The sequence below is a fragment of the Nocardioides pakistanensis genome, assembly GCF_054781215.1.
Genome location: NZ_BAAGUV010000004.1, coordinates 260,152 through 279,901, shown reverse-complemented (window position 1 = coordinate 279,901; position 19,750 = coordinate 260,152). Strand labels below are relative to the sequence as shown.

18 protein-coding genes are annotated in these 19,750 nt (G+C 70.0%); 1 reads left to right on the top strand and 17 read right to left on the bottom strand.

Going from position 1 to position 19,750, the window contains the following annotated elements; translation table 11 throughout:
- Nucleotides 1-59 precede the first annotated feature (59 nt).
- Nucleotides 60-4,235, bottom strand: coding sequence for a DUF7507 domain-containing protein (locus tag ACYVIH_RS02745; protein ID WP_460865698.1), 4,176 nt, complete (start codon nucleotides 4,233-4,235; stop codon nucleotides 60-62).
- A gap of 361 nt (nucleotides 4,236-4,596) precedes the next feature.
- Nucleotides 4,597-5,682 (bottom strand): histidinol-phosphate transaminase, encoded by a 1,086-nt coding sequence (gene hisC / locus ACYVIH_RS02740; RefSeq protein ID WP_460865695.1) that lies wholly within the window; start codon nucleotides 5,680-5,682, stop codon nucleotides 4,597-4,599.
- Nucleotides 5,683-5,772: 90 nt separating this feature from the next.
- Here hisC and ACYVIH_RS02735 point away from each other — a divergent pair, with 90 nt between their 5' ends.
- A complete protein-coding gene (locus ACYVIH_RS02735) occupies nucleotides 5,773-6,726 on the top strand; it encodes an EamA family transporter (RefSeq protein ID WP_460865693.1) in 954 nt (317 codons plus the stop codon).
- 96 nt (nucleotides 6,727-6,822) lie between these two features.
- Here the strand turns inward: ACYVIH_RS02735 and ACYVIH_RS02730 are convergent, their stop codons facing one another.
- From ACYVIH_RS02730 to ACYVIH_RS02660, 15 genes are all read right to left on the bottom strand, one after another.
- A complete protein-coding gene (locus ACYVIH_RS02730; protein WP_460865691.1) occupies nucleotides 6,823-7,068 on the bottom strand; it encodes a hypothetical protein in 246 nt (81 codons plus the stop codon).
- Between the two features lie 58 nt (nucleotides 7,069-7,126).
- A complete protein-coding gene (gene flhA / locus ACYVIH_RS02725) occupies nucleotides 7,127-9,193 on the bottom strand; it encodes a flagellar biosynthesis protein FlhA (RefSeq protein ID WP_460865689.1) in 2,067 nt (688 codons plus the stop codon).
- Between the two features lie 285 nt (nucleotides 9,194-9,478).
- Complete coding sequence (locus ACYVIH_RS02720) at nucleotides 9,479-10,621, bottom strand: EscU/YscU/HrcU family type III secretion system export apparatus switch protein (protein ID WP_460865686.1); 1,143 nt, start codon at nucleotides 10,619-10,621, stop codon at nucleotides 9,479-9,481.
- Between the two features lie 61 nt (nucleotides 10,622-10,682).
- Nucleotides 10,683-11,441: a flagellar biosynthetic protein FliR gene (locus tag ACYVIH_RS02715; RefSeq protein WP_460865684.1), complete on the bottom strand. Its 759-nt coding sequence runs from the start codon at nucleotides 11,439-11,441 to the stop codon at nucleotides 10,683-10,685.
- A 3-nt stretch (nucleotides 11,442-11,444) separates the two neighbouring features.
- Nucleotides 11,445-11,714 (bottom strand): flagellar biosynthetic protein FliQ, encoded by a 270-nt coding sequence (locus tag ACYVIH_RS02710; RefSeq protein WP_460865682.1) that lies wholly within the window; start codon nucleotides 11,712-11,714, stop codon nucleotides 11,445-11,447.
- Nucleotides 11,715-11,721: 7 nt separating this feature from the next.
- Nucleotides 11,722-12,732: a flagellar type III secretion system pore protein FliP gene (gene fliP, locus ACYVIH_RS02705; protein WP_460865678.1), complete on the bottom strand. Its 1,011-nt coding sequence runs from the start codon at nucleotides 12,730-12,732 to the stop codon at nucleotides 11,722-11,724.
- Nucleotides 12,725-13,387: a flagellar biosynthetic protein FliO gene (fliO, locus tag ACYVIH_RS02700; RefSeq protein ID WP_460865676.1), complete on the bottom strand. Its 663-nt coding sequence runs from the start codon at nucleotides 13,385-13,387 to the stop codon at nucleotides 12,725-12,727. Before fliO ends, fliP begins: the two co-directional genes overlap by 8 nt.
- Nucleotide 13,388: 1 nt before the next feature.
- Nucleotides 13,389-14,150, bottom strand: coding sequence for a flagellar motor switch protein FliN (gene fliN / locus ACYVIH_RS02695; RefSeq protein WP_460865674.1), 762 nt, complete (start codon nucleotides 14,148-14,150; stop codon nucleotides 13,389-13,391).
- Entirely contained in the window at nucleotides 14,150-15,064 is a 915-nt protein-coding gene (locus ACYVIH_RS02690) for a flagellar motor switch protein FliM (protein WP_460865672.1), read from the bottom strand. Before ACYVIH_RS02690 ends, fliN begins: the two co-directional genes overlap by 1 nt.
- Before the next feature lie 179 nt (nucleotides 15,065-15,243).
- Nucleotides 15,244-15,684: a flagellar basal body-associated FliL family protein gene (locus ACYVIH_RS02685; protein ID WP_460865670.1), complete on the bottom strand. Its 441-nt coding sequence runs from the start codon at nucleotides 15,682-15,684 to the stop codon at nucleotides 15,244-15,246.
- Nucleotides 15,685-15,697: 13 nt separating this feature from the next.
- The gene (locus ACYVIH_RS02680) at nucleotides 15,698-16,567 is read right to left on the bottom strand and encodes an OmpA/MotB family protein (protein WP_460865668.1); all 870 of its coding nucleotides are present in this window, start codon (nucleotides 16,565-16,567) and stop codon (nucleotides 15,698-15,700) included.
- Nucleotides 16,568-16,569: 2 nt separating this feature from the next.
- Nucleotides 16,570-17,340 carry a flagellar motor protein gene (locus ACYVIH_RS02675; protein WP_460865666.1) on the bottom strand — a complete coding sequence of 257 codons (771 nt, stop codon included), beginning with the start codon at nucleotides 17,338-17,340 and terminating at the stop codon, nucleotides 16,570-16,572.
- Entirely contained in the window at nucleotides 17,340-17,639 is a 300-nt protein-coding gene (locus ACYVIH_RS02670) for a flagellar FlbD family protein (protein ID WP_460865664.1), read from the bottom strand. Before ACYVIH_RS02670 ends, ACYVIH_RS02675 begins: the two co-directional genes overlap by 1 nt.
- A 767-nt stretch (nucleotides 17,640-18,406) precedes the next feature.
- Nucleotides 18,407-19,273 (bottom strand): flagellar hook-basal body complex protein, encoded by an 867-nt coding sequence (locus ACYVIH_RS02665; RefSeq protein WP_460865662.1) that lies wholly within the window; start codon nucleotides 19,271-19,273, stop codon nucleotides 18,407-18,409.
- Nucleotides 19,274-19,333: 60 nt separating this feature from the next.
- Complete coding sequence (locus tag ACYVIH_RS02660; RefSeq protein ID WP_460865660.1) at nucleotides 19,334-19,747, bottom strand: flagellar hook capping FlgD N-terminal domain-containing protein; 414 nt, start codon at nucleotides 19,745-19,747, stop codon at nucleotides 19,334-19,336.
- Nucleotides 19,748-19,750 lie beyond the last annotated feature (3 nt).

Sequence of the window (19,750 nt, the reverse complement as noted above, 5' to 3'; positions counted from 1 at the left end):
GTACTCAGCACGGCGTATTTGCCATGCTAAGTACCGGTTTCCCGTGCTAAGTGCGCCGCTCAGCTCTCCCGACGCCGCCGCGAGACCAGGATCCCGCCGCCGACCAGGAGCATCAGGGCGCCGACCATCCCGAGCTGCACCGCCATCCGGCCTGCACCGGTGTCGGGCAGGATCCCGAGGCCGGCTCCCGGACGGGGGGCCTCCGGACGGGTCGCCTCGGGCCGCTCGCCCTCGGGCCGCTCCTCCTCCTCGCCGAGCACCTCGTTGATCACCACAGACTGCTCGTCGTCGCCGACGGCCTCGGTGCCGTCGTCGTCGACCACGGTCGCGGTCACCACGTTGACGTGGAACCCGCCGCTGCCCTCGACGATCGCGGTGAACGTGCAGGTGTACGTCGCACCCGCTGCGATCGGCTCGCCGTCCTCGCACGTGCTCTTCACGGCCGCGCTGCCCGCGTCGAGCAGGTCACCGAACTTGTCGTCGACCAGCCCGGTGAGCGTGACCGCCTCGGCGCTGGTGTTCTCCACGGTCACCGTGTAGGTCACCTCGCCGCCCGGCGCGTCCACCGACTCGACGTTGGCGGTCTTGGTCACTTCGATGGTCGGCACGACGTCGGTGATCGAGATCGTCTCGTCGTCCTCGTCGGTCACCGTGGTGCCGTCGTCGTCACGGACGGTGCCGGTGATCACGTTGCGGTGGTCCTCACCCGGCTTGCCCGTCACCATTGCCTGGAACGTGCAGGTGTACGTCGTACCGGCGGCGATCGTCGCCTTCGCACACGTGCTGGACTCCACCGCGTCGTTGTCGGGGTCGAGCAGGTCGCCGTACACGTCGTCGACCAGCTTCGTGATGGTCACGGTCTCGACGCCGGTGTTGCGGATGGCGACCGTGAAGATGACCAGCTCACCGGTCTCCGCGACGCTGTCGACGTCGGCGTCCTTGGTCAGCTCGATCGCCGGCGGTACGTCGGTCACCCGCACCGTCGCGGTGTCGAAGTCACTGGCCCGGCTGCCGTCGTTGTCGACCGCGACCGCGGTGACGACGTTGACGTGCGCGCTCCCGGCACCGCCGCCGACGGTCGCGACGAAGGTGCAGGTGTACGTCGCACCGACCGCGATCGCCGTGCCGTCGACACAGGTGCTGCTGCGGATCGCGCCGTTGGCGGCTTCGTCGAGCAGGTCCCCGAACCGGTCGTCGACCAGGCTGACCAGGGTCACCGGCTCGGCGCTGAGGTTCTTCACGCCGACGGTGTAGGTCACCGCGGCACCGGTCTCCGGCACGCTCGCCCGGTCGGCGTCTTTGGTGACGTCGATGACCGGTGCCACGTCGGAGACGGTGACGGTCGCCTCGTCGTCGTCGGTCGCGGGGTTCTTCTCGTCGTCCTCCGCGGTCGCGGTGACCACGTTGGTGTGCTTGTACCCGGCGTCGCCGGTCACCTGGCCGATGAAGGTGCAGGTGTAGGTGTCCCCGACGCCGATCACTGTGTCGTCGACACAGGTGCTGTCGCTGACCTTGTCGTTGCCGGCGTCGTCGAGCAGGTCACCGAACTTGTCGTCGACCAGGCTGACCAGCGTCACCTGCTCGACGCTCTTGTTCTCCACGGTGACCGCGTAGGTGACCGGCCCGCCCGGCTCCCGGATCGTGCTGGGAGCGGTCTTGGTCACCTCGATCGTCGGCAGCACGTCGGTGCCCTCGACGGTCTCGTCGTCCTCACCGGTCGCGGTGGTCCCGTCATCGTCAGTCACCCTCGCGGTGACGGTGTTGTCGTGGGTGTCGCCGGCGTCGAGACCGGTCAGCATCGCGGTGAACGTGCACGTGTAGGTCTCGTCCGCCGCGAGGGTCTGGCCCGGCTGGCAGGTCGTCGCCTCGATCGCGTCGTTGTCGCCGTCGAGCAGGTCGCCGAACTTGTCGTCGGCCAGCGCGGTGAGCGTGATCTCCTCGGCGCTGGTGTTCTCCACCGTCACCGTGTAGGTCACCGCGGCACCCGGCTCGGGCACGCTCGCCTTGTCGGCGGTCTTGGTGACCTTCACCGTCGGCGGGGTGTCGACCACCGTGACCACGGCCGTGTCGCTTGCCTCTGCCTGGTTGCCGTCGTCGTCCTGGGCAACGGCGGAGACGGTGTTGGTGTGGGTGTCGCCCACGTTACCGGTCACCTTGCCGGCGAAGGTGCAGCCCACGCTGCCTCCGACCAGGATCTCGACGTCCTTCAGCACGCCGCAGGTGTTGTCGGGGTCGTCCCACTCGAGCAGGTCGCCGCCCTTGGCGCGGTCGCCGAAGCGGTCGTCGTCGAGGCTGGTCAAGGTCACCTCGCGGTCACCGTCGTTGCTGACGACCACGGTGTAGGTCACGTCTTCACCGGGCTCGTCCACGCTGTCGACAGACGCGGTCTTCGTGACCGTGATAGCCGGCGGGTTCGGCGCCGGCACGTCCTTCACGTTGTAGACGGTGCACTCGACGCTGTCCCCGAGCCCGAGGCCACCGAGCTCGAAGGTGTCGCCGCTGAGCGCGGCAGCACCAGCCGGGCCGCCGTTGACCGAGCACAGCACCCGGTCCAGTGTCCAGCCCGCCTGCGGGGTCTCGGCCACGGAGACCGTCGCCGCGTCGTCGGTCGGGTTGGTGAACTCGATATCGAAGGCGGTCCTGCCGTCGACGCCGGTGGTCAGGGCGTCACCGGGGACGATCGTGCCGTCGCCGGCCGACCTCGTGGCGGTGAACTCCCAGCCCGCAGCCGCCGTGCCGGGGGCCGCGCCGGAGGTCTCGACCTGCCGCTTCTCGATGGCCACGGTGGCCTTGCAGGAAACGCCGTCGGCGATCTCACCCAGGAGCGCCTGAAGCTCGGCCCAGCTCGACTGGAAGTAGTCGGCGTCACGAGCGGCGACCCCTGGGGCGTACGCAGTAGTGCCTGAGACTGCACGAAGGTTCGCCGGGTCGCCCGAGACGCCGTCGCCCACCCCGACGGCCAGGACGCGCGTGCCCTCGGCCTTGATGGCGTTGGCGGAGAAGATCGCCTCCTCCATCTCCTTGAACGAGGTGAAGCTGCCCGGGCCCTTCGACGGCGGGCCACCGTAGTAGGTGGGGTTGCCGTCGGTGACCACGATGGCGAGGTCGTAGGCCGTCGCGTCGGCGGCCACCTGCCACAGACCACGGTCCCAGTTGGTGCCGCCGTCCGCCTGGTAGCCGTCGATCCGGCTCTTGATCGTCGCCAGGTTCGTCCCTGCGTCGATCTCCATCAGGTCGTAGTTGGCGCCGCTCGGGCCGGTGTTGCGCGGCGCCTCACCGGCGAACGTGTAGAGCGCGACCGCCGAACCGGTGCCGTGGAGGCCGTCGACGAAGCCCTTGGCGGCCTGCCGAAGGTCGTCGACCGCGCCGGCGTCCGAGACCGAGCCGGAGAGGTCCAGCACGAGGGCGACGTCGAGGCCGGCCTGGCAGCTCTGCTGCAGTGCCGGGTTGCCCAGCGAGTTCTGCCAGCGGCCGTTCGACGCGCTGCGTGCCTGCGAGTGCGAGCCGTTGTCCGAGGCCCACATGAAGTGGTCAACGGTGGTGTCCCAGGTCGTGTACGTGCTTCCCGGGCGCAGCTCACCGGTGCGGAACCGGTAGCCGCGGACCGCGAGCGGGGAGTGAGTGGTGTTGCCGCCGGTGACCAGCTGCGGGTTGGCGTACCAGCCCGCTGGCGCCGCGTCTTGGACCACCCAGAACCGTCCGTCGGTGGCCGCGGCGGCTTCGTCACCGGGGACCGTGAAGGTGCAGAGTCCCGAGCCGTCCGAGGTGCACGACGCCCAGGTCTCGCCGATCGCTGCGCCGGGGCCCGAGCTGTCCCCGCTCCACAGCCGCAGCTGCACGCCGGCGAGGTCGCTCACCGTGTCGGCCGAGACCCGGGTCCCCCCGGCCCTCACCTTGAGGACCACAGGCTTAAGGCTGCTCGACACCGACATCCGCCCTTCGTCGGCGGGCCCGGCGGGCTCGGTGGGCTCGGGCGTCTCGCCGGTGTCTGAGTCGTCGCCCGACTCGGTCGCGGAGTCGTCGACGACCTCGGTGCTCAGCGACGAGTCGCTGCCCGTCGTACCGGCATCCTCGGCAGTGGCGCTCCCGCCGGACCCCGGCAGCACGAGAAGCGCGAGAAGCAGCGCGAGTGCGATGCGCAGGTAGTTGCGGACGACCGCGCGCTCGAGCCCCGACGCGCGGTGCGCGGGCCCGGCCCAACGGTGAAGCGGACGACGTGCGTGCTGGCTGGCCATGAGATCCCCCCAAGGATCGGTCTGGTCAGCTACCTGGCCGTCGAGCTGGTGAATCCGCAAGCCAGGGCACGGCGACACTCACGCGTCACAGTGCCGAAGGCGTGCTCGTTTCCCCCCACCTTGGCCCCCCAGGTGGCTAACCCCAAACGAGTACGTTTCGGTTGCCGCGACCCTGACCAAAGTCCCCACCCCGGTCCGGGGCCGCATGCCCATCTTGGCCCGGAAACGAGCTGAAAACCCTGCTACGCAAGCAAAATCCCGGTCTGTCCGAATGATTCGACCGATCGACCGAACGAGGATCACCCGAACGGCGGAGCTTGGTTCTGGGGCATAGCCCGGTCGGGCCATGCCGGTACGACGTTCAGGCGAGCCGTGCTGCGACGGAGAGGAACACGTCGTTGCCCGCGGGCTCCCCGATGCTCACCCGCACACCCTCGCCCGCGAACGGGCGCACCATGATCCCCGCCTCCTCGGCGGCGGCCGCGAACTCCGCGGTGCGCTCGCCGAGCGGCAGCCACACGAAGTTCCCCTGCGCCTCCGGCACGCTCCAGCCCTGCGTGCGCAGCTCGGCGACAACCCGCTCGCGTTCGGCGACGATGGCGTCGACCCGCTCCAGCAGCTCCTTCTCGGCGGCCAGCGAGGCGACGGCCGCGGCCTGGGCGACCGAGGAGACGCCGAACGGCAGGGCGCAGGCGCGGACGGCGGTCGCGATCGCGGCCGGTGCGATCACGTAGCCGACCCGGAAGCCCGCGAGCCCGTAGGCCTTGGCGAAGGTCCGCATCACCACGACGTTGGGGCGACCGTCGTACAGCCTCACCCCGTCGACCGGGTCCTCGCTGCGGACGAACTCGCGATAGGCCTCGTCGACGACCACCACCACGTGCGGGGGCACCCGGTCGATGAACGCCTCGAGGTCGGCGTGGCCGACGGCGGGACCGGTCGGGTTGTTCGGGGTGCAGACGATGACCACCTTGGTGCGGTCGGTGATCGCGGCGAGCATCGCGTCGAGGTCGTGCGTCGCCCCCTCACCGAGCGGCACCTGCACCGAGACGGCGCCGGTAACGGCGACCGCGATCGGGTACGCCTCGAACGACCGCCACGCGTAGACGACCTCGTCGCCGTCCTGGCAGAACGCCTGGAGCAGGTGGTACAGCACCGCGACCGAGCCGGTGCCCGCGGCGAGGTGGTCCGCGGGGACGCTGAGGTGCTCGCTCAGTGCGCCGTACAGACCGGTGCAGCCCATGTCGGGGTAGCGGTTCATCTGCGCGGCCGCCTCGGAAGCGGCCTCGAGGACGCCCGGCAGCGGCGGGTACGGGTTCTCGTTGGAGGACAGCTTGTAGGTCTGCACGCCCTCGCGCGGCGTCGGCGGCTTGCCGGGCACGTAGGCAGGGATGTCGGCGATGGCCGGTCGGATCCGGGGGCCCTCAGCGGCGGGGGTGTGCGTCATGCCGCTCAGCCTAGTGAGAGGTTGCGACGCGGTCGGCGCAAGCGTGGGATGACAGGGGCAATCGGGTCATGCACCTCTTACACTCATCCGGTGCTGCCCCGGAACCCCGCCCTCGGTCTCGCGCTCGTCCTGCTCGGCGCGAGCCTCTTCGTCGTCAACGCCGGCGTGTCCCGGGTGGCCCTGCGCGCCGGTGTCGACCCGGCCACGCTCACGACGATCCGGGTGACCGGCACGTTCGTGGTGCTCGCGCTGTTCGCGGCCGCCTTCCGGCGCAGCGCGCTGCGGCCGCCGACCGGCCGGCTGCGCTGGCTGGTCGCCCTGCACGGGCTCGTCGGCGTCGCCGCGCTCCAGTGGACCTACTTCATCGCGATCGACCGGCTGCCGGTGGGGATGGCGCTGCTGCTGGAGTACCAGGCACCGATCCTGGTCGCGGTGTGGGCGCGCGTCGTGCAGAAGGAGGCGGTGCGCCCGCGCGCCTGGCTCGGCCTCGCGCTCGCCGTCGTCGGGCTGGGCGCCGTGACCGGGGTGGGTCAGGGGTTGGAGTTCGACACCGTCGGGATCGTGGCCGCGCTCGGGGCCGCGGTGTGCCTGGCGGCGTACTTCCTGATCGGCGAGCACGGCGTCGCCACGCTCGACCCGCTACGGGTGATCCTGTGGTCGTTCCTCGTTGCGGCGATCGCCCTCAACGTGGTCTCACCGATCACCGCGTTCGACACCGGGCTGCTCGACGAGCAGGTCACGCTGCTCGGCAACCTCTCGGCGTACGACGCCCCCGTGTGGCTCGCGCTGGTGTGGATCGTGGTGCTCGGCACGGTGGTGCCGTTCGCCGCGGAGCTGGCCGCCCTGCGACACCTGAGCGCGACCGCGGTGACCATGGTCGGCATGCTCGAGCCCGTCGGGGTGAGCGCGCTGGGCTGGATGTGGTTCGACGAGCGGCTCGGGACGATCGGCGTGATCGGCGGCCTGGTCGTGATCGCCGGGATCGCGCTCGCGCAGACCGCGCGACCACCGCACCCGCAGGTGGAGCCGGCGATCGTCACGTGAGACGTCCGGTGGTTCAGGAGCGAGCGAAGCGACCGTCTCGAAACCACCGCACGGCACGCAGAGTCTCCGGTGATCTCGGCTCCTCGACCACCGGGGCTAGGCGGAGGCGGGGGCCTCGGCCTCGTCGACGACCTGGTCGTCGGCCAGCACGCGCTCAGGTCTCGGCGCGGGACCGATCAGCATCGCCACGAACGCCAGCACCGCCCACCACACGGCGAGCGTCACCAGGAACCGGGTCAGCGCGACGTCGGTGCTGGTGGTGCCCAGGACGAAGGCGCGGTAGAGCGCGGGCGAGCTGAGCAGTGCCGCACCGCCCAGGACGGGCCAGGAAAGCGGACTCACTTCACTTCCTCCTTCGTACGACGGTCAGGTCGCTCATGCGCAGCAAAGCAGATCCGGGTCAGCTTGTGACGGCGACAGGCTGGGCCGCCACGACACCGACGGAGTTGATCTGGATCGGGCCACTGAGCTCGGTGTAGGACACAACGGGCAAACGGGGCAAGGACGGGTTCGTCATCCGCCGTACCGCCGGACGCAGCTGCGGCGCGCAGGCCAGCACCGGCGTCATGTTGAGGTTCTCCGCCTGCGCGGCGAGGTGCGCCATGTTGGTGAGCACGCCCTGCGCGAGGTCGACGTCGAGGGCGAGGAACGAGCCGTCGTCGCCGGCGCGCAACCCCTCGAGCAGCCGCTGCTCCAGCGCCGGCTCGAAGCTGAGCACCGGCAGCGCGCCGTCGACGAGGTAGGGCGCGATGATCGCGGGGCCGAGCACCTGGCGGGCGGCCTCGACGAGCCCGTCGAGGTCCTTGCCGACCCGGGCCCGCATCGACAGGGCCTCGAAGATCCGGACCAGGTCACGGACCGAGACGTGCTCCTCGAGCAACGCCTGGAGCACCCGCTGGATCTCGCCGAGGCTGAGCTGGGCCGGGGTGAGCTCCTCGACCACGGCCGGGTGGCTGCGCTTGACCGAGTCGACCAGCGCCCGGACGTCCTCGCGGCTGAGCAGACGCGAGGCGTGGCTGCGCACGATCTCGGCCAGGTGGGTGGTGACCACCGAGGACCGGTCGACGACGGTGGCGCCGGCGAGCTCGGCCTGGCTGCGCAGCTCGACGGGGACCCACACCGCGGCGAGTCCGAACACCGGCTCCTGCGTGCGCTGGCCGGGGATGTTGTCGAGGTTGTCGCCGATCGCGAGCACGGTGCCCGGGGGCGCCTCGCCGCGGGCGACCTCGATGCCGAACAGCTTGATCGCGTAGGTGCGCAGCGGCAGGTCGAGGTTGTCGCGGGTGCGGACCGGCGGCACGATCACGCCGAGGTCGGTGGCGACCTTGCGACGCAGGGCGCGCACCCGGTCGAGCAGGTCGCCGCCGGAGGTGGTGTCGACCAGGTCGATGATGTCGGCGGAGAGCTCCAGCTCGAGCGGGTCGACCCGGATCTCCTCGACGAGCGCCTCGAGCGAGTCGGGGTGCGGGGCGTTGCCGGCCTCGAGCGCCTGCGCGGCCTCGGCGGCCTCCAGCGCGGCGGCCTCCTCGTCGAGCGGCTTCGGCGCCCGCAGCGACAGCCAGAACACCGCACCGCCGGCGATCAGGAACGGCAGCTTCGGCATGCCCGGGATCAGCAGCAGGACGACCGCGGCACCGGCAGCGAGCCGCAGCGGCATCCGGTTGCGGGTCATCTGCGCCATCACGTCAGAGCCGATGTCGCCGTCGCTGGCGGACCGGGTGACGATGATGCCGGTGGCGACCGAGAGCAGCAGCGCGGGGATCTGGGAGACCAGGCCGTCGCCGATGGTCAGCAGGCTGTAGGTGTGCACGGCGTCGGAGAAGGTCATCCCCTTCTGCAGCACGCCGACGGTGAACCCGCCGAGCAGGTTCACCAGGGTGATGATGATCGCCGCGATCGCGTCGCCCTTGACGAACTTCGACGCACCGTCCATCGCGCCGTAGAAGTCCGCCTCGGCGGCGACCTCCGCACGGCGGCGGCGGGCCTCGTCGTCGTCGATCAGGCCGGCGTTGAGGTCGGCGTCGATCGCCATCTGCTTGCCGGGCATCGCGTCGAGGGTGAACCGGGCGCCGACCTCGGCGACCCGGCCGGCACCGTTGGTGATGACCACGAACTGAATGACCACGAGGATCGCGAAGACGATGATTCCGACGATCAGCGAGCCGCCGATCACGAAGTGGCCGAAGGTGTCGATCACCTTGCCGGCGTAGCCGTCGAGCAGCACCAGTCTCGTCGCGCTGACGTTGAGCGCGAGCCGGAACAGCGTGGCGACCAGGATGATCGCCGGGAACACCGCGAAGTCCAGCGGCTTGTTGACGAACATCGCCGTCATCAGGATCAGCAGCGCGACGGTGATGTTCATCGCGATGAGCATGTCGAGCACCAGTGCCGGCAGCGGCACCACGAGCATGACGACGACGGCCACGACCGCGATCGGGACACCGATCTGGGCCATACGCTTCTGCACTAGGACTGCCTTTCACGCGCACGCGCGGGTCACGGTGCACCGTCCGTGGTGCGTCGAGGCTGCCGTCCTGGCACCTGGGTTATCGGCGGTCCGGGGTCGGACTTGAGCGGTCTGCCCGTTTTGCTCGGGCCGGCTGCCCGTCGTACCGGCTCGCGGGGGGTCGGGACGCCGGCGCCGGCGCATCGGCGCTGACTTGCAACGTTCCGCACCGATCTCGCAGCGAGAATGGTGCAGAACGTTGCAAGTGCGGTGCTCGCTGCCCAGAGCGGCCGTTCGCCGGGGCGGTCAGCCGGCCGGAGCGGCAGGGGTACGGCGGCCACGCCCCCGCGCGACGTCGGGCACGGACGTGTCCGTGCGCGGCGTACGGTGCCGTCCGGCCGCCTGGCCCTTGGCCTTGCGGCTGAGGATGAACGCCAGCACCTGCGCGACGGCGTGGTACAGCTCAGCCGGGATCTCCTGGCCGACCTCGCAGCTGGCGTGCAGGGCGCGGGCGAGCGGGATGTCCTCGACCATCGGCACCCGGTTCTCCTCCGCGACCGCGCGGATCCGGGCAGCCACCGCACCGGCACCCTTCGCGACGACCCGGGGGGTGCCCTTCGACGCCTCGTACTTCAGCGCGACCGCGACGTGCACCGGGTTGACCAGCACGACGTCGGCGGTCGGCACGTCGGCCATCATCCGGTTGCGGGCCGCGGCGAGCTGACGCGAACGGATCGCGCTCTTCACGAGCGGATCGCCCTCGGTCATCTTGCTCTCGTCGCGGACCTCCTTCTTGGTCATCCGCGTCTGCTTGCCCATCTTGCGGCGCTGGAAGCCGTAGTCGAGCGCGGCGGCGATGACGCCGGCGATCGCGATGTCGCGCATCAGCCCGAGCGCGGTGTCACCGGCGAGGTCGAGCGCGACGTCGAAGGGCACCAGTCCGCCGAGCAGCGGCATGAAGCTCACGATCGCCCGCCACACCAGGAACGCCACGATCGTGCTCTTGAACAGGGTCTGTCCGCCCTGCCACAGCGCCTGCAGACCGAAGATCCGCTTGGCGCCCTGGAGCAGGCTCAGCTTGGACAGCTTGGGCTTCATCGACTTCGTCGCCAGGTGCAGACCGCCCTGGCTGACACCGGCGGCCACCGACAGCACCATCACCATCGAGCCGAGCACGACGAGGATCAGCAGCCCGAGGACCGTGCCCTCGTGCAGCATGCTCGTCACCTTGGCCGGATCCGGGTCCTTGATCAGCGCCAGCGAGCGCAGCATCAGCTCGCGGAGCTTGCCGAAGGCGATGTTCACCAGCCACGGCATGATCAGCGCGATCACGAACAGCGACCCCCAACCACCCAGGTCCTGGGTCCGCGGGATCTTGCCTTCCTTGCGGTTCTCCTTGACCTTCTTCGGAGTCGGTTTCTCGGTCTTCTCCTCACCGCTGCTGCTCACACCCTCACCTCCCTGCGAGCACCAGGGGTACGACGGACGCAGGCCGGCGTCGCAGGCGGCGTCATCCGATCGCTCCGACGGCGTCGCTGACCGCCTCGAGCAGACGCTCGATCGCGTTCGGGAGCACCGGCAGCGACAGCCCGATCAGGAACAGGGTCAGCATGATCTTGGCCGGGAACATCACCATGATCGCGTTGAGCTGCGGGGCCACCTTGGTGAGCAGCGCGAGCCCGAGGTCGGTGATGAACAGGACGCCGATCATCGGCAGCGCGATCTGCACCGCGGAGACGAAGAACACCGTGAACGCCTGCACCAGCACCTGGCCGATGTCGGCGACCTGCCACAGCGTGCCGACCGGCATCCGCTCGAAGGTCTTCAGCAAGCCCCCCACCAGCAGCAGGTGCGCGTCGGTGGCGAACAGCAGCATCAGCGCGAGCATCTGGTAGAGCTTGCCGAAGGCGGCGTTCTGGTTGAACGACAGCGGGTCGAAGCCCATCGCGAGGCTGAAGCCGCCGAAGACGTCGATCAGGTCACCGGCGGCCTGGACCGCGGCGAAGATCATGTAGGTGACGAAGCCCAGGGTGGCGCCGATCAGCGCCTCCTGCACGGCGTAGCTGCCGAGCGTCCAGGCGTCGGTGGGGATCTCGGTCATCGTCAGCGTCGGCGCCATCGCCAGCGCGAGCCCGAACGCCAGCAGCGACTTCGCCATCGCCGGGACCGCCTTGAACGAGAACGGCGGCACCAGCATGATCCAGGCGAGCACCCGGATGGCGGCGAGCACGTAGGCGATGAAGGGCTCCCCCTGCAGGGTGATCGTCATCGCTCAGCCCAGCATGCTCGGGATGCGCTCGAAGAGGTCCTGGGTGAAGGCGATCAGGGTGTGCAGCATCCAGTTGCCGGAGACCAGCACGGCGAGGCCGACGCCGATCAGCTTCGGCACGAACGCCAGCGTGAACTCCTGGATCTGGGTCATCGACTGGATCAGCGAGATCCCGAAGCCGATCACCAGCGCCGGCAGCAGGATCGGCACGGAGAGCTTGAACGCCACCAGCATGGTCTGCAGCGCGATGTCGAGAACGGTGCTGTCGGTCATCGGAGCATCAGCCTCCGCCGTAGCTGGACACGAGGGATCTGATGATCAGGCCGTAGCCGTCGACCATCACGAACAGCAGGATCTTGAACGGCAGCGACACCATCACCGGCGGCATCATCATCATGCCGAGGCTCATCAGCGCTCCGGCGACGACCATGTCGATCACCAGGAACGGGATGAAGATGACGAAGCCGATGATGAACGCCTGCTTGAGCTCGCTGAGGATGAACGCCGGCACCAGCGTGGTCATCCCGACGTCCTCGCGGGTCTCGGGGCGTTCCCGGCCGGCCACGTCGGTGAGCAGGCCGAGCTCGGCATCACCCGTCTGGTCGAGCATGAACTCGCGCAGCGGCTCGATGCCGTCGTTCCACGCCACGGTCTGGCTCTTGGTGCCGTCGAGGTAGGGCTGGAGACCGACGTCGTTCATCTCCGAGAGCACCGGCGACATGATGAACAGGCTCAGGAACAGCGCCAGGCCGGCGAGCACCTGGTTCGGCGGGATCTGCTGCAGGCCCATCGCGTTGCGGGTCAGGCCGAGCACGATCAGGATCTTGGTGAAGCTGGTGGTGGTCAGCAGGATCGCCGGGATCAGGCTGAGCAGCGTGAGGCCGAGCAGCACGAGCACCGGGGTGCTCGGCTTGTCGGTCAGGTCGTCGAACTGCACGGTGACGTCGCCGCCGGTGCCGTTCGGACCGCGCGGGCCCTGCGGGCCGGGGGCGGCGAGGACGACCTCGCCGGTGAGCTCGTCGGCGCCGGACAGGGCCGCGCCGGTGAGGGCGACGCCCTGCGTGGTGTTCGGCGGGGTGACGCCGGTCTGGGCGTCGAGCGTGGCGGGCGCCGCGGTCACGGCGCTGGTCGTGTGCGCGGCGGCCGGCGCGGCGACCGCGGCCGCCGTACCGGCGAAGGAGGCGAGGCCGACCAGCACCGCGACGCCGGCGACCAGGGTCGCGAGGCGGCGGAGCACGCGTCGGGACTCCGACGGACGTCCCGAGCCCGTCTCGTGGAGCTTGTCAGTCACTGGCGATGCCGTTCGATCTGGTGGCGGCCGCCCATGCCTGTCGCCAGGTCTGGGCGGAGAGGACCGAGCCGCTGAGTGCGGACTGGCCCTGCGGGCGGGTGAGGACGGCGGTGCTGGTGCCGCCGGTCACGGCAGCGGCGGCGAGTCCGGTGACTCGCACCGGCGGGCGCCGGCGGGCGGGCGCGGAGACCTCTGAGGCAGCGGCCTCGGTGGCAGCGGTCCCGGCGGCGGGCGCCAGGTCGGCGCCGGCCTCGTCGGCGTCCTGAACCACGTCGGCAGCGACGGGCTCGACCGTGCCGGGAGCCCCGGCGCGGCGGGCGAGCAGCGACCGGGCAGCGCGTACGACGGAGCCGGCGACCGGCGCGGACTGCGGGGTCGAGGCGACCGTCTCCGGGACGACCGGCGCGGGCAGCTCGTCGGGGTCCATCTCGGTGAGCAGGTTGACGCCGTGCTCGCTGACCCCGACGACCAGCACCCGGTCGCCGACCTCGACGACCGCGAGCGAGGCGCTGCGGGCGAGCGGCTGCCGGGCGACCACCCGGACGGCGGACCGGGCGGTGCCGCCGAACTTGCGCGAGCTGGTCCGGGCGATGAACCAGAGCAGGCCGAGGATGACGGCCAGCGAGAAGACGACCCTGATCGCGAGCTCGAACACGTCAGCTCGCTGCGGAGTTCGAGACGATCTCGGTGATCCGGAGGGCGAAGTTCTCGTCGACGACGACCACCTCGCCGCGGGCGATCAGGCGGCCGTTGACGAGCAGGTCGGCCGGGCTGCCGGCGGCACGGTCGAGCTCGATCACGTCACCGGGCGTGAGCGCGAGCAGCTCGCGGACCGAGAGCCGGGTGCGGCCGAGCTCGACGGTGACGTCCATCGCGACACCGTGCAGCAGCTCGATGCCGGGGCGGGCGGTGGTGCCGGTCGCGGCGGCCGGGGCGGCGGCGGGCTTCTCCGGCGCCGGCGGCGGGGCCGGGTTGGTCAGCACGAGCACGGCGGCGGTGACGTCACCGGCGACGAGGGGTACGGCGATCGAGGCACCGGCGAGCAGCTCGGCGACACCGTCGGCGTCGAGGGACTCACCGGCCCCGGCCGTCGTACCCAGCGCCGTGGCGGCGGCGTCGAGCGAGGGCTGCACGGCCGCACCGAGCTCGAGCGGACCCATCGGGGACTCCTCGAGGGCGGTGACCAGGTCGGCGCCGACCAGGACGCTGACCGAGCCGTCCTTGGCGTTGCCGAGGCTGGCGCAGGCACCGCCGCCCCACTCGGCGGCGTTCACCAGCGCCGCGGGCTGCGGGGCGCCGGGGACCAGCTCGCTGGTCGCGGGAAGCAGGGTGACGATCGCCTCGGCGGCGAGCCGGGCGCTCTCCTCGAGCCCCTCGGCCGGAGCGGCGGTGGCGGTCTTCTTGGCTGCGCGAGGCATCAGGACTCCTGGGGGGTGGCAACGATGAGGCAGGCCAGGCGTTCACCGTGGCTGCCGGGGGTGGCGTGGGCGAAGACGACGTCGTCGGTGGCGACCTCGAGCGGGGCCTCGGCAGGGTGCCGCAGCTTGATCAGGTCGCCGACGGTGAGACCGGAGAGCTCGACCGGATCAGCGACGATGCCGCGGAACCGGACGCCGACCTCGACGGGCACCTCCTGGAAGCCGGCGGCGAGGCGCGCCGAGGCGGCCTCGCGCTCGCGCAGCTCCCGCTCCGACGGCGTGCCGGAGGTGGAGGCGGTCAGGTGCGGCAGCAGCCCGTTGAACGAGAAGCACATGGTGACCTCGTGCTCACCGTTCTCCTGGGTCAGCGAGAACCGCGCGGTGATCATCGCGTCGGACGCGGCGGCCACCTGGGCCAGCTGCGGGCTGTACTCGACCCCGGTCACGGCCGGGTGCAGATCGGCGATCGAGGCGAACGCGTAGCGGACCTCCGACACCAGCCGGTCGAACAGGCCGCGGACGACCACGCTCTCCAGCTCGGTCAGCGGCCGCTCGGGCTGCTCCGCGGAGCCGGGTCCGCCGAGCAGGCGGTCGACGGTGGTCATCGTGGCCAGCAGCGGCATCTGGAGCACGGCCGGCTGCTGGATCGGCTCGAGGGAGAAGACGGTGAGGTACGTCGGGTCGTCGAGCGTCTCGACGTACTCGTGGTAGGTCTGCTGCTCGACCTGCAGCAACGTGAAGTTGCTGAGGGAGCGCAGTGCCGACGTCATGATCGTGGACGCCTGGCGGGCGTAGGTCTCGAAGACGATCTCGAGGGTGCGCATGTGCTCGCGGCTGAGCTTGACCGGCCGCCGGAAGTCGTACGGGACCGGCTCGTTGCCCGCCCGCCGGCCACGGCGGGACGGCGCGATCACGCGCGAAGATCGAGCTGCGGAGGAGGATGCCACGAAGGAGGTATCGGCTCACGCGGGCACGACTTGAGCAGGAACGAGAACTTTCTTTACTTTGTGTCGCTCGTCCCTGAGCTGTGGTGTCTTGACGGAGCCGGCTCAGCCGGCCCCGGACCCGGTCACCCCCGGGTCTGGGTGCTGCGTCACTGGGTCACGAAGTCAGTGAAGTACACCTCCATGATCTCGCCGTGGTACCGGTGGTCGAGCTCCTCGAGCAGGTGCGTCTTGAGCTTCTCCCGCTCCTCGGCGTCGGCCAGCTCCTCCACCGACCGGCCGCTGAACAGCTCGATGGTGGCGTCGAGCGCCTTGCTGCCCTCGACCTCGTGGGCCCCCTCGATCGCCTGGAGCGCCACGCCGATCTTCAGGTAGTGGCCGCCGGCGAGGTTGATCTGGATCGGCTCGAGCTGCATGACCTCCCCCGGCTTCGGTGCGGCCTCCTCGGCACCGGCGGGGCGGATCATGAACCACCAGACGGCAGCGGCCGCGACCAGCACCGCGACGGCGATGATCAGCAGCTTCTTCTTGCCACCCTTGCCGCCTTCCTCGGTCTCGTCGGTCTTCGCGGCAGCTTCCTTGACACTCATCTCGTCTCTCCTTCTACGCCCTGCTCAGGTCCCGCAGGACGTCGTCGAACAGGGCCCGGGTGGCTTCGTCGGCACCGGAGATGACGACGACGTCCACACGCTTGTTCAGCATCTGGCTCAGCTTGTGCTTGGGGTCGATCAGTGGCTTCTCGTGGCCGAAGGCGCGGGCCGACAGCCGCCGGCCGGGGATGCCCTTGCGCTCGTTGAGGTAGCGCAGCACGGTCACCGCGCGGGCCGAGGACAGGTCCCAGTCGGTGTCGTAGTACTTCGGCTTCACCTTCACCTGGTTGGTGTGGCCGTCGACGTCGATGTACTCCGGGATCTCCCGCAGCACCGGGGCGAGTACGTCGAGCACCCGCCTGCCGCGCCGGGTCAGGTCGGCGACGTCGTTCTGGAACACGATGTGCCGCGAGACCAGGCTGATCGTCAGGCCGCGGCTGTCGATCTTCATCTGCACGTCGCCGGCGAGACCGCGTCGGCGGAGCACCTCTTGGATCCGCTTCTGCAGCTCCTGCAGTCGCGCGACCTCGGCGGATGCCGCGGCGTACCGCTTCTTGCGCTCCTCCTCGGCCAGCGAGCGGGACACCTGCTCGGTGGTCGAGGGGTCCACGCCGTCCAGCGACGGGGAGATCGGCGCGATCGCCTGGCTGCCGGGGTCCTGGTTGCCGGAGGTGGCGCCCTGGAACGGTGAGGAGGTGTTGCCGAAGCCGGCGGCCATGCCCTCCTTGAGGGCGTTGAACTTGGCCACGTCGACCTGGCTGATCGCGTAGAGCACGATGAACATGACCATCAGCAGGGTGACCATGTCGGCGTAGGACACCATCCACCGCTCGTGGTTCTCGTGCTCCTCCTCAGGGGCACGGCGCTTGCGCGACGCAGCCATGGTCAGGCCGCCTGCTCGAGGTCGCGCTCGTTGGCGGGCAGGAGCGAGCGCAGGCGCTGGGCCACGACGCGCGGGTTGCTGCCGGCCTGGATCGCCATGACGCCCTCGATCACGAGCTCCATGCGCGACGCCTCGAGCTCGCCGATCCGGGTCAGCCGGGCCGAGATCGGCAGCCACAGCACGTTGGCGGACAGGATGCCCCACAGGGTCGCGAGGAACGCCGCGGCGATCGAGTGACCAAGCTTCTCCGGCTCCGAGAGGGCCTCGAGCACGTGGATCAGGCCCATCACGGTGCCGATGATGCCGATCGTCGGCGCGTAGCCGCCCATGGCGGTGAAGAACTTCGCGGAGTGCTTGTCGTCGATGCGCTTGGCGTACAGCTCGGCCTCGAGGATCTCCCGCAGCTCCTCGGGGTCGGTGCCGTCCACGGCCAGCGCGACACCGCGCTTGAGGAAGTCGTCGTCGACCTCGCGGACCGCCTCCTCGAGCATCAGCAGACCCTCGCGGCGGGCCTTGTCGGCCAGCTTCACGACGATCGGCACGAGCTCGCCGGGGGCCTGCTGCTTCCAGGTGACCGCGCGCTTGAGCGAGGTGATCGCATGCTTGGCATCGGCCAGCGTGCCGCCGGCGATCGCGGCACCGAGCGTGCCGCCGAACACCAGCAGCATCGGCGGCAGCATGAGCAGCGCCATCGGCGAACCGCCCTCGAGGACGTTCGAGCCGATGATCGCGGCGAAGGCCAGGCCGACGCCGAAGATCGTTGCGCGATCCATCAGCTCTCCTCGCTGGCGCCGTGCTCGTCCTCGGGGGCCGGGACGGCGGCAAGGCGGTGGCGGCGGGCCGCGCGCTCGGCGGCGTCGAGGTTCTTCGGGGAGTCCATCGCGCCGGCGGCTGCGAGCAGGCGGGCGCGGTACTCCATCACCAGCGCGACGACCTCGGCCAGGGACTCCTTGACCAGGTACTTCGTGCCGTCGACCAGCGTGATGACCGTGTCGGGTGTCTCGTCCACCCTCTCGATCAGGTCGGGATTGAGGGCGAACGGTACCCCTGAGAAACGCGTGAGCGTCACCATGTGCGCACCATCCTTGGTTGTCGAGCAGGGCCGTCCGTGGCCCATCAATGTGTCCATCGGCCGGGGGCCGAAAGACCTGAGCCGTTGTGACCCGGGTCGCCGAGCATTTTCGATCCCCGGCGTGTCGCCGGGGTCGTTGGGACCCGGGTTTGGGCAGAAACGACAACTGCACCCGAGGAATGGGCAAATACGACAGCCTCCGCGCTCGGAACGTGTCGTTCGTGCCCACTCTCGGCGGCTGGTTGCCGTTCCTGCCCAAACTCGCCGGCGGCTGCCGGGTATCAGCACAGCCGCCAGCCGGAAGTCAGCTGGACTGGGCAGAACCAGCAAGCGCGCTCCCGAAGTGGGCAATGACTGCAAGGTTCTGGCCTCGGGAGCTGACCCGGGTTTGGGCAGAAACGACAGCTGCCCCCGAGGAATGGGCAAATACGACAGCCTCCGCGCTCGGAACGTGTCGTTCGTGCCCACTCTCGGCGGCTGGTTGCCGTTCGTGCCCAAACTCGCCGGCGGCTGCCGGGTATCAGCACAGCCGCCAGCCGGAAGTCAGCTGGACTGGGCACGACCAGCAAGCGCGCTCCCGAAGTGGGCAATGACTGCAAGGTTCTGGCCTCGAGAGCTGCAACCCTTGCCCACTTCGCGCAGCCGATCGCTGTTCGCGCCCGAGTCACGCAGCGGCTCACGCCGCCGATCACAGCTTCTGCCGGAGTCAGGCGGCGGGTGGGGGCGCGAGTACGCCGACCCGCCCGCCGCCTGTCAGAGCGCCCGGATCAGCGCTTGATGTTGACGAGCTCCTCGAGCACGGAGTCCGAGGTGGTGATCACGCGCGAGGTGGCCTGGAAGCCGCGCTGGGCGATGATCAGGTTGGTGAACTCCTGGGCGAGGTCGACGTTCGACATCTCCAGCGTCCCGGCCATGATGCTGCCGTTGCCGCCCGCACCAGGGGCCCCGGTCACCACGGTGCCCGAGTTGGCGCCCGCACGGAAGGCGGTGTCGCCGGCACGCTCGAGGCCCTCGGGGTTGGTGAAGTTCGCGATGGCGATCTGTCCGAGCACCTGCTTGGCCCCGGCGACGACGCCCGTGATGATGCCGTCGCTGCCGATGCTGTACGAGTCGACACCGAGAGTCTCGAAGTCGATGTTGATATCGGTCTGCGTGCCGTCGGCCGCAGTGACGGCCGGCGGGGTGCCTGCGGCCATCCAGCCCTGGACGATGTCGCCGTCGAGGGTGACCAGGTTGCCGTCGGAGTCGAAGTTGAAGGCACCCGCACGTGTGTACATGTCGGCGCCGTCACGGTTCACCACGAAGAAGCCGTCACCCTGGATCATCAGGTCGGTCTGGCGACCGGTGACCTGCGCCGAGCCCTGACCGAAGTTGGTCGTCGTACCACCGACGGAGACACCGAGGCCGACCTGGACCGGGTTGGTTCCACCCTGTGCCGGCGGCGGAGTGCCCCCCGCGCCGCCGGCGACCGGCGTGCTGCCGGCGGTAAGCATCTGGCTCAGCGTGTCCTGGAAGATCACGTTCGAGCTCTTGAAGCCGGTGGTGTTGGCGTTGGCGATGTTGTTGCCGACCACGTCGAGCATGGTCTGGTTCGAGCGGAGGCCGCTGATGCCGGCGAAGAGGGAGCGAAGCATGTTTGATTTCCTTTCGGGGCGGGCCCTGTGGGGACCCGGGTCTGTGGGTGGCGGGGTGGCTCAGGCCTTGACGGTGACGACCTGGTCCATGGCGACCTCGGCGTCGTCGACACCGAGCACCGGACCGGTCGGCCCGAACTTCACCGACGAGACCGTGCCGGTGAGCTCGTTGCCGTCGGCGTCGGTGTAGGTGACGGTGCGGCCGACGAGGCCGCTGGCACCGAAGGCCATCTGAGCCGCGTACGCCTGCTCGGTCTGGCTGGCGACCTGCTCGAGCTTCTCGAGCGAGGTGAACTGTGCGGTCTGGGCGAGGAACTCCGAGGAGTCCTGTGGGTTCATCGGATCCTGGTTCTTGAGCTGGGTGACCATCAGCTTGAGGAACATGTCCTTGTCGACCTCGGTCGAGGAGGTCGCGCCCGCCGTCGCGGTCTGGGCGGTGGCGCCCATGGCGGCGGTGATCGGGTTGATCGTCATCGA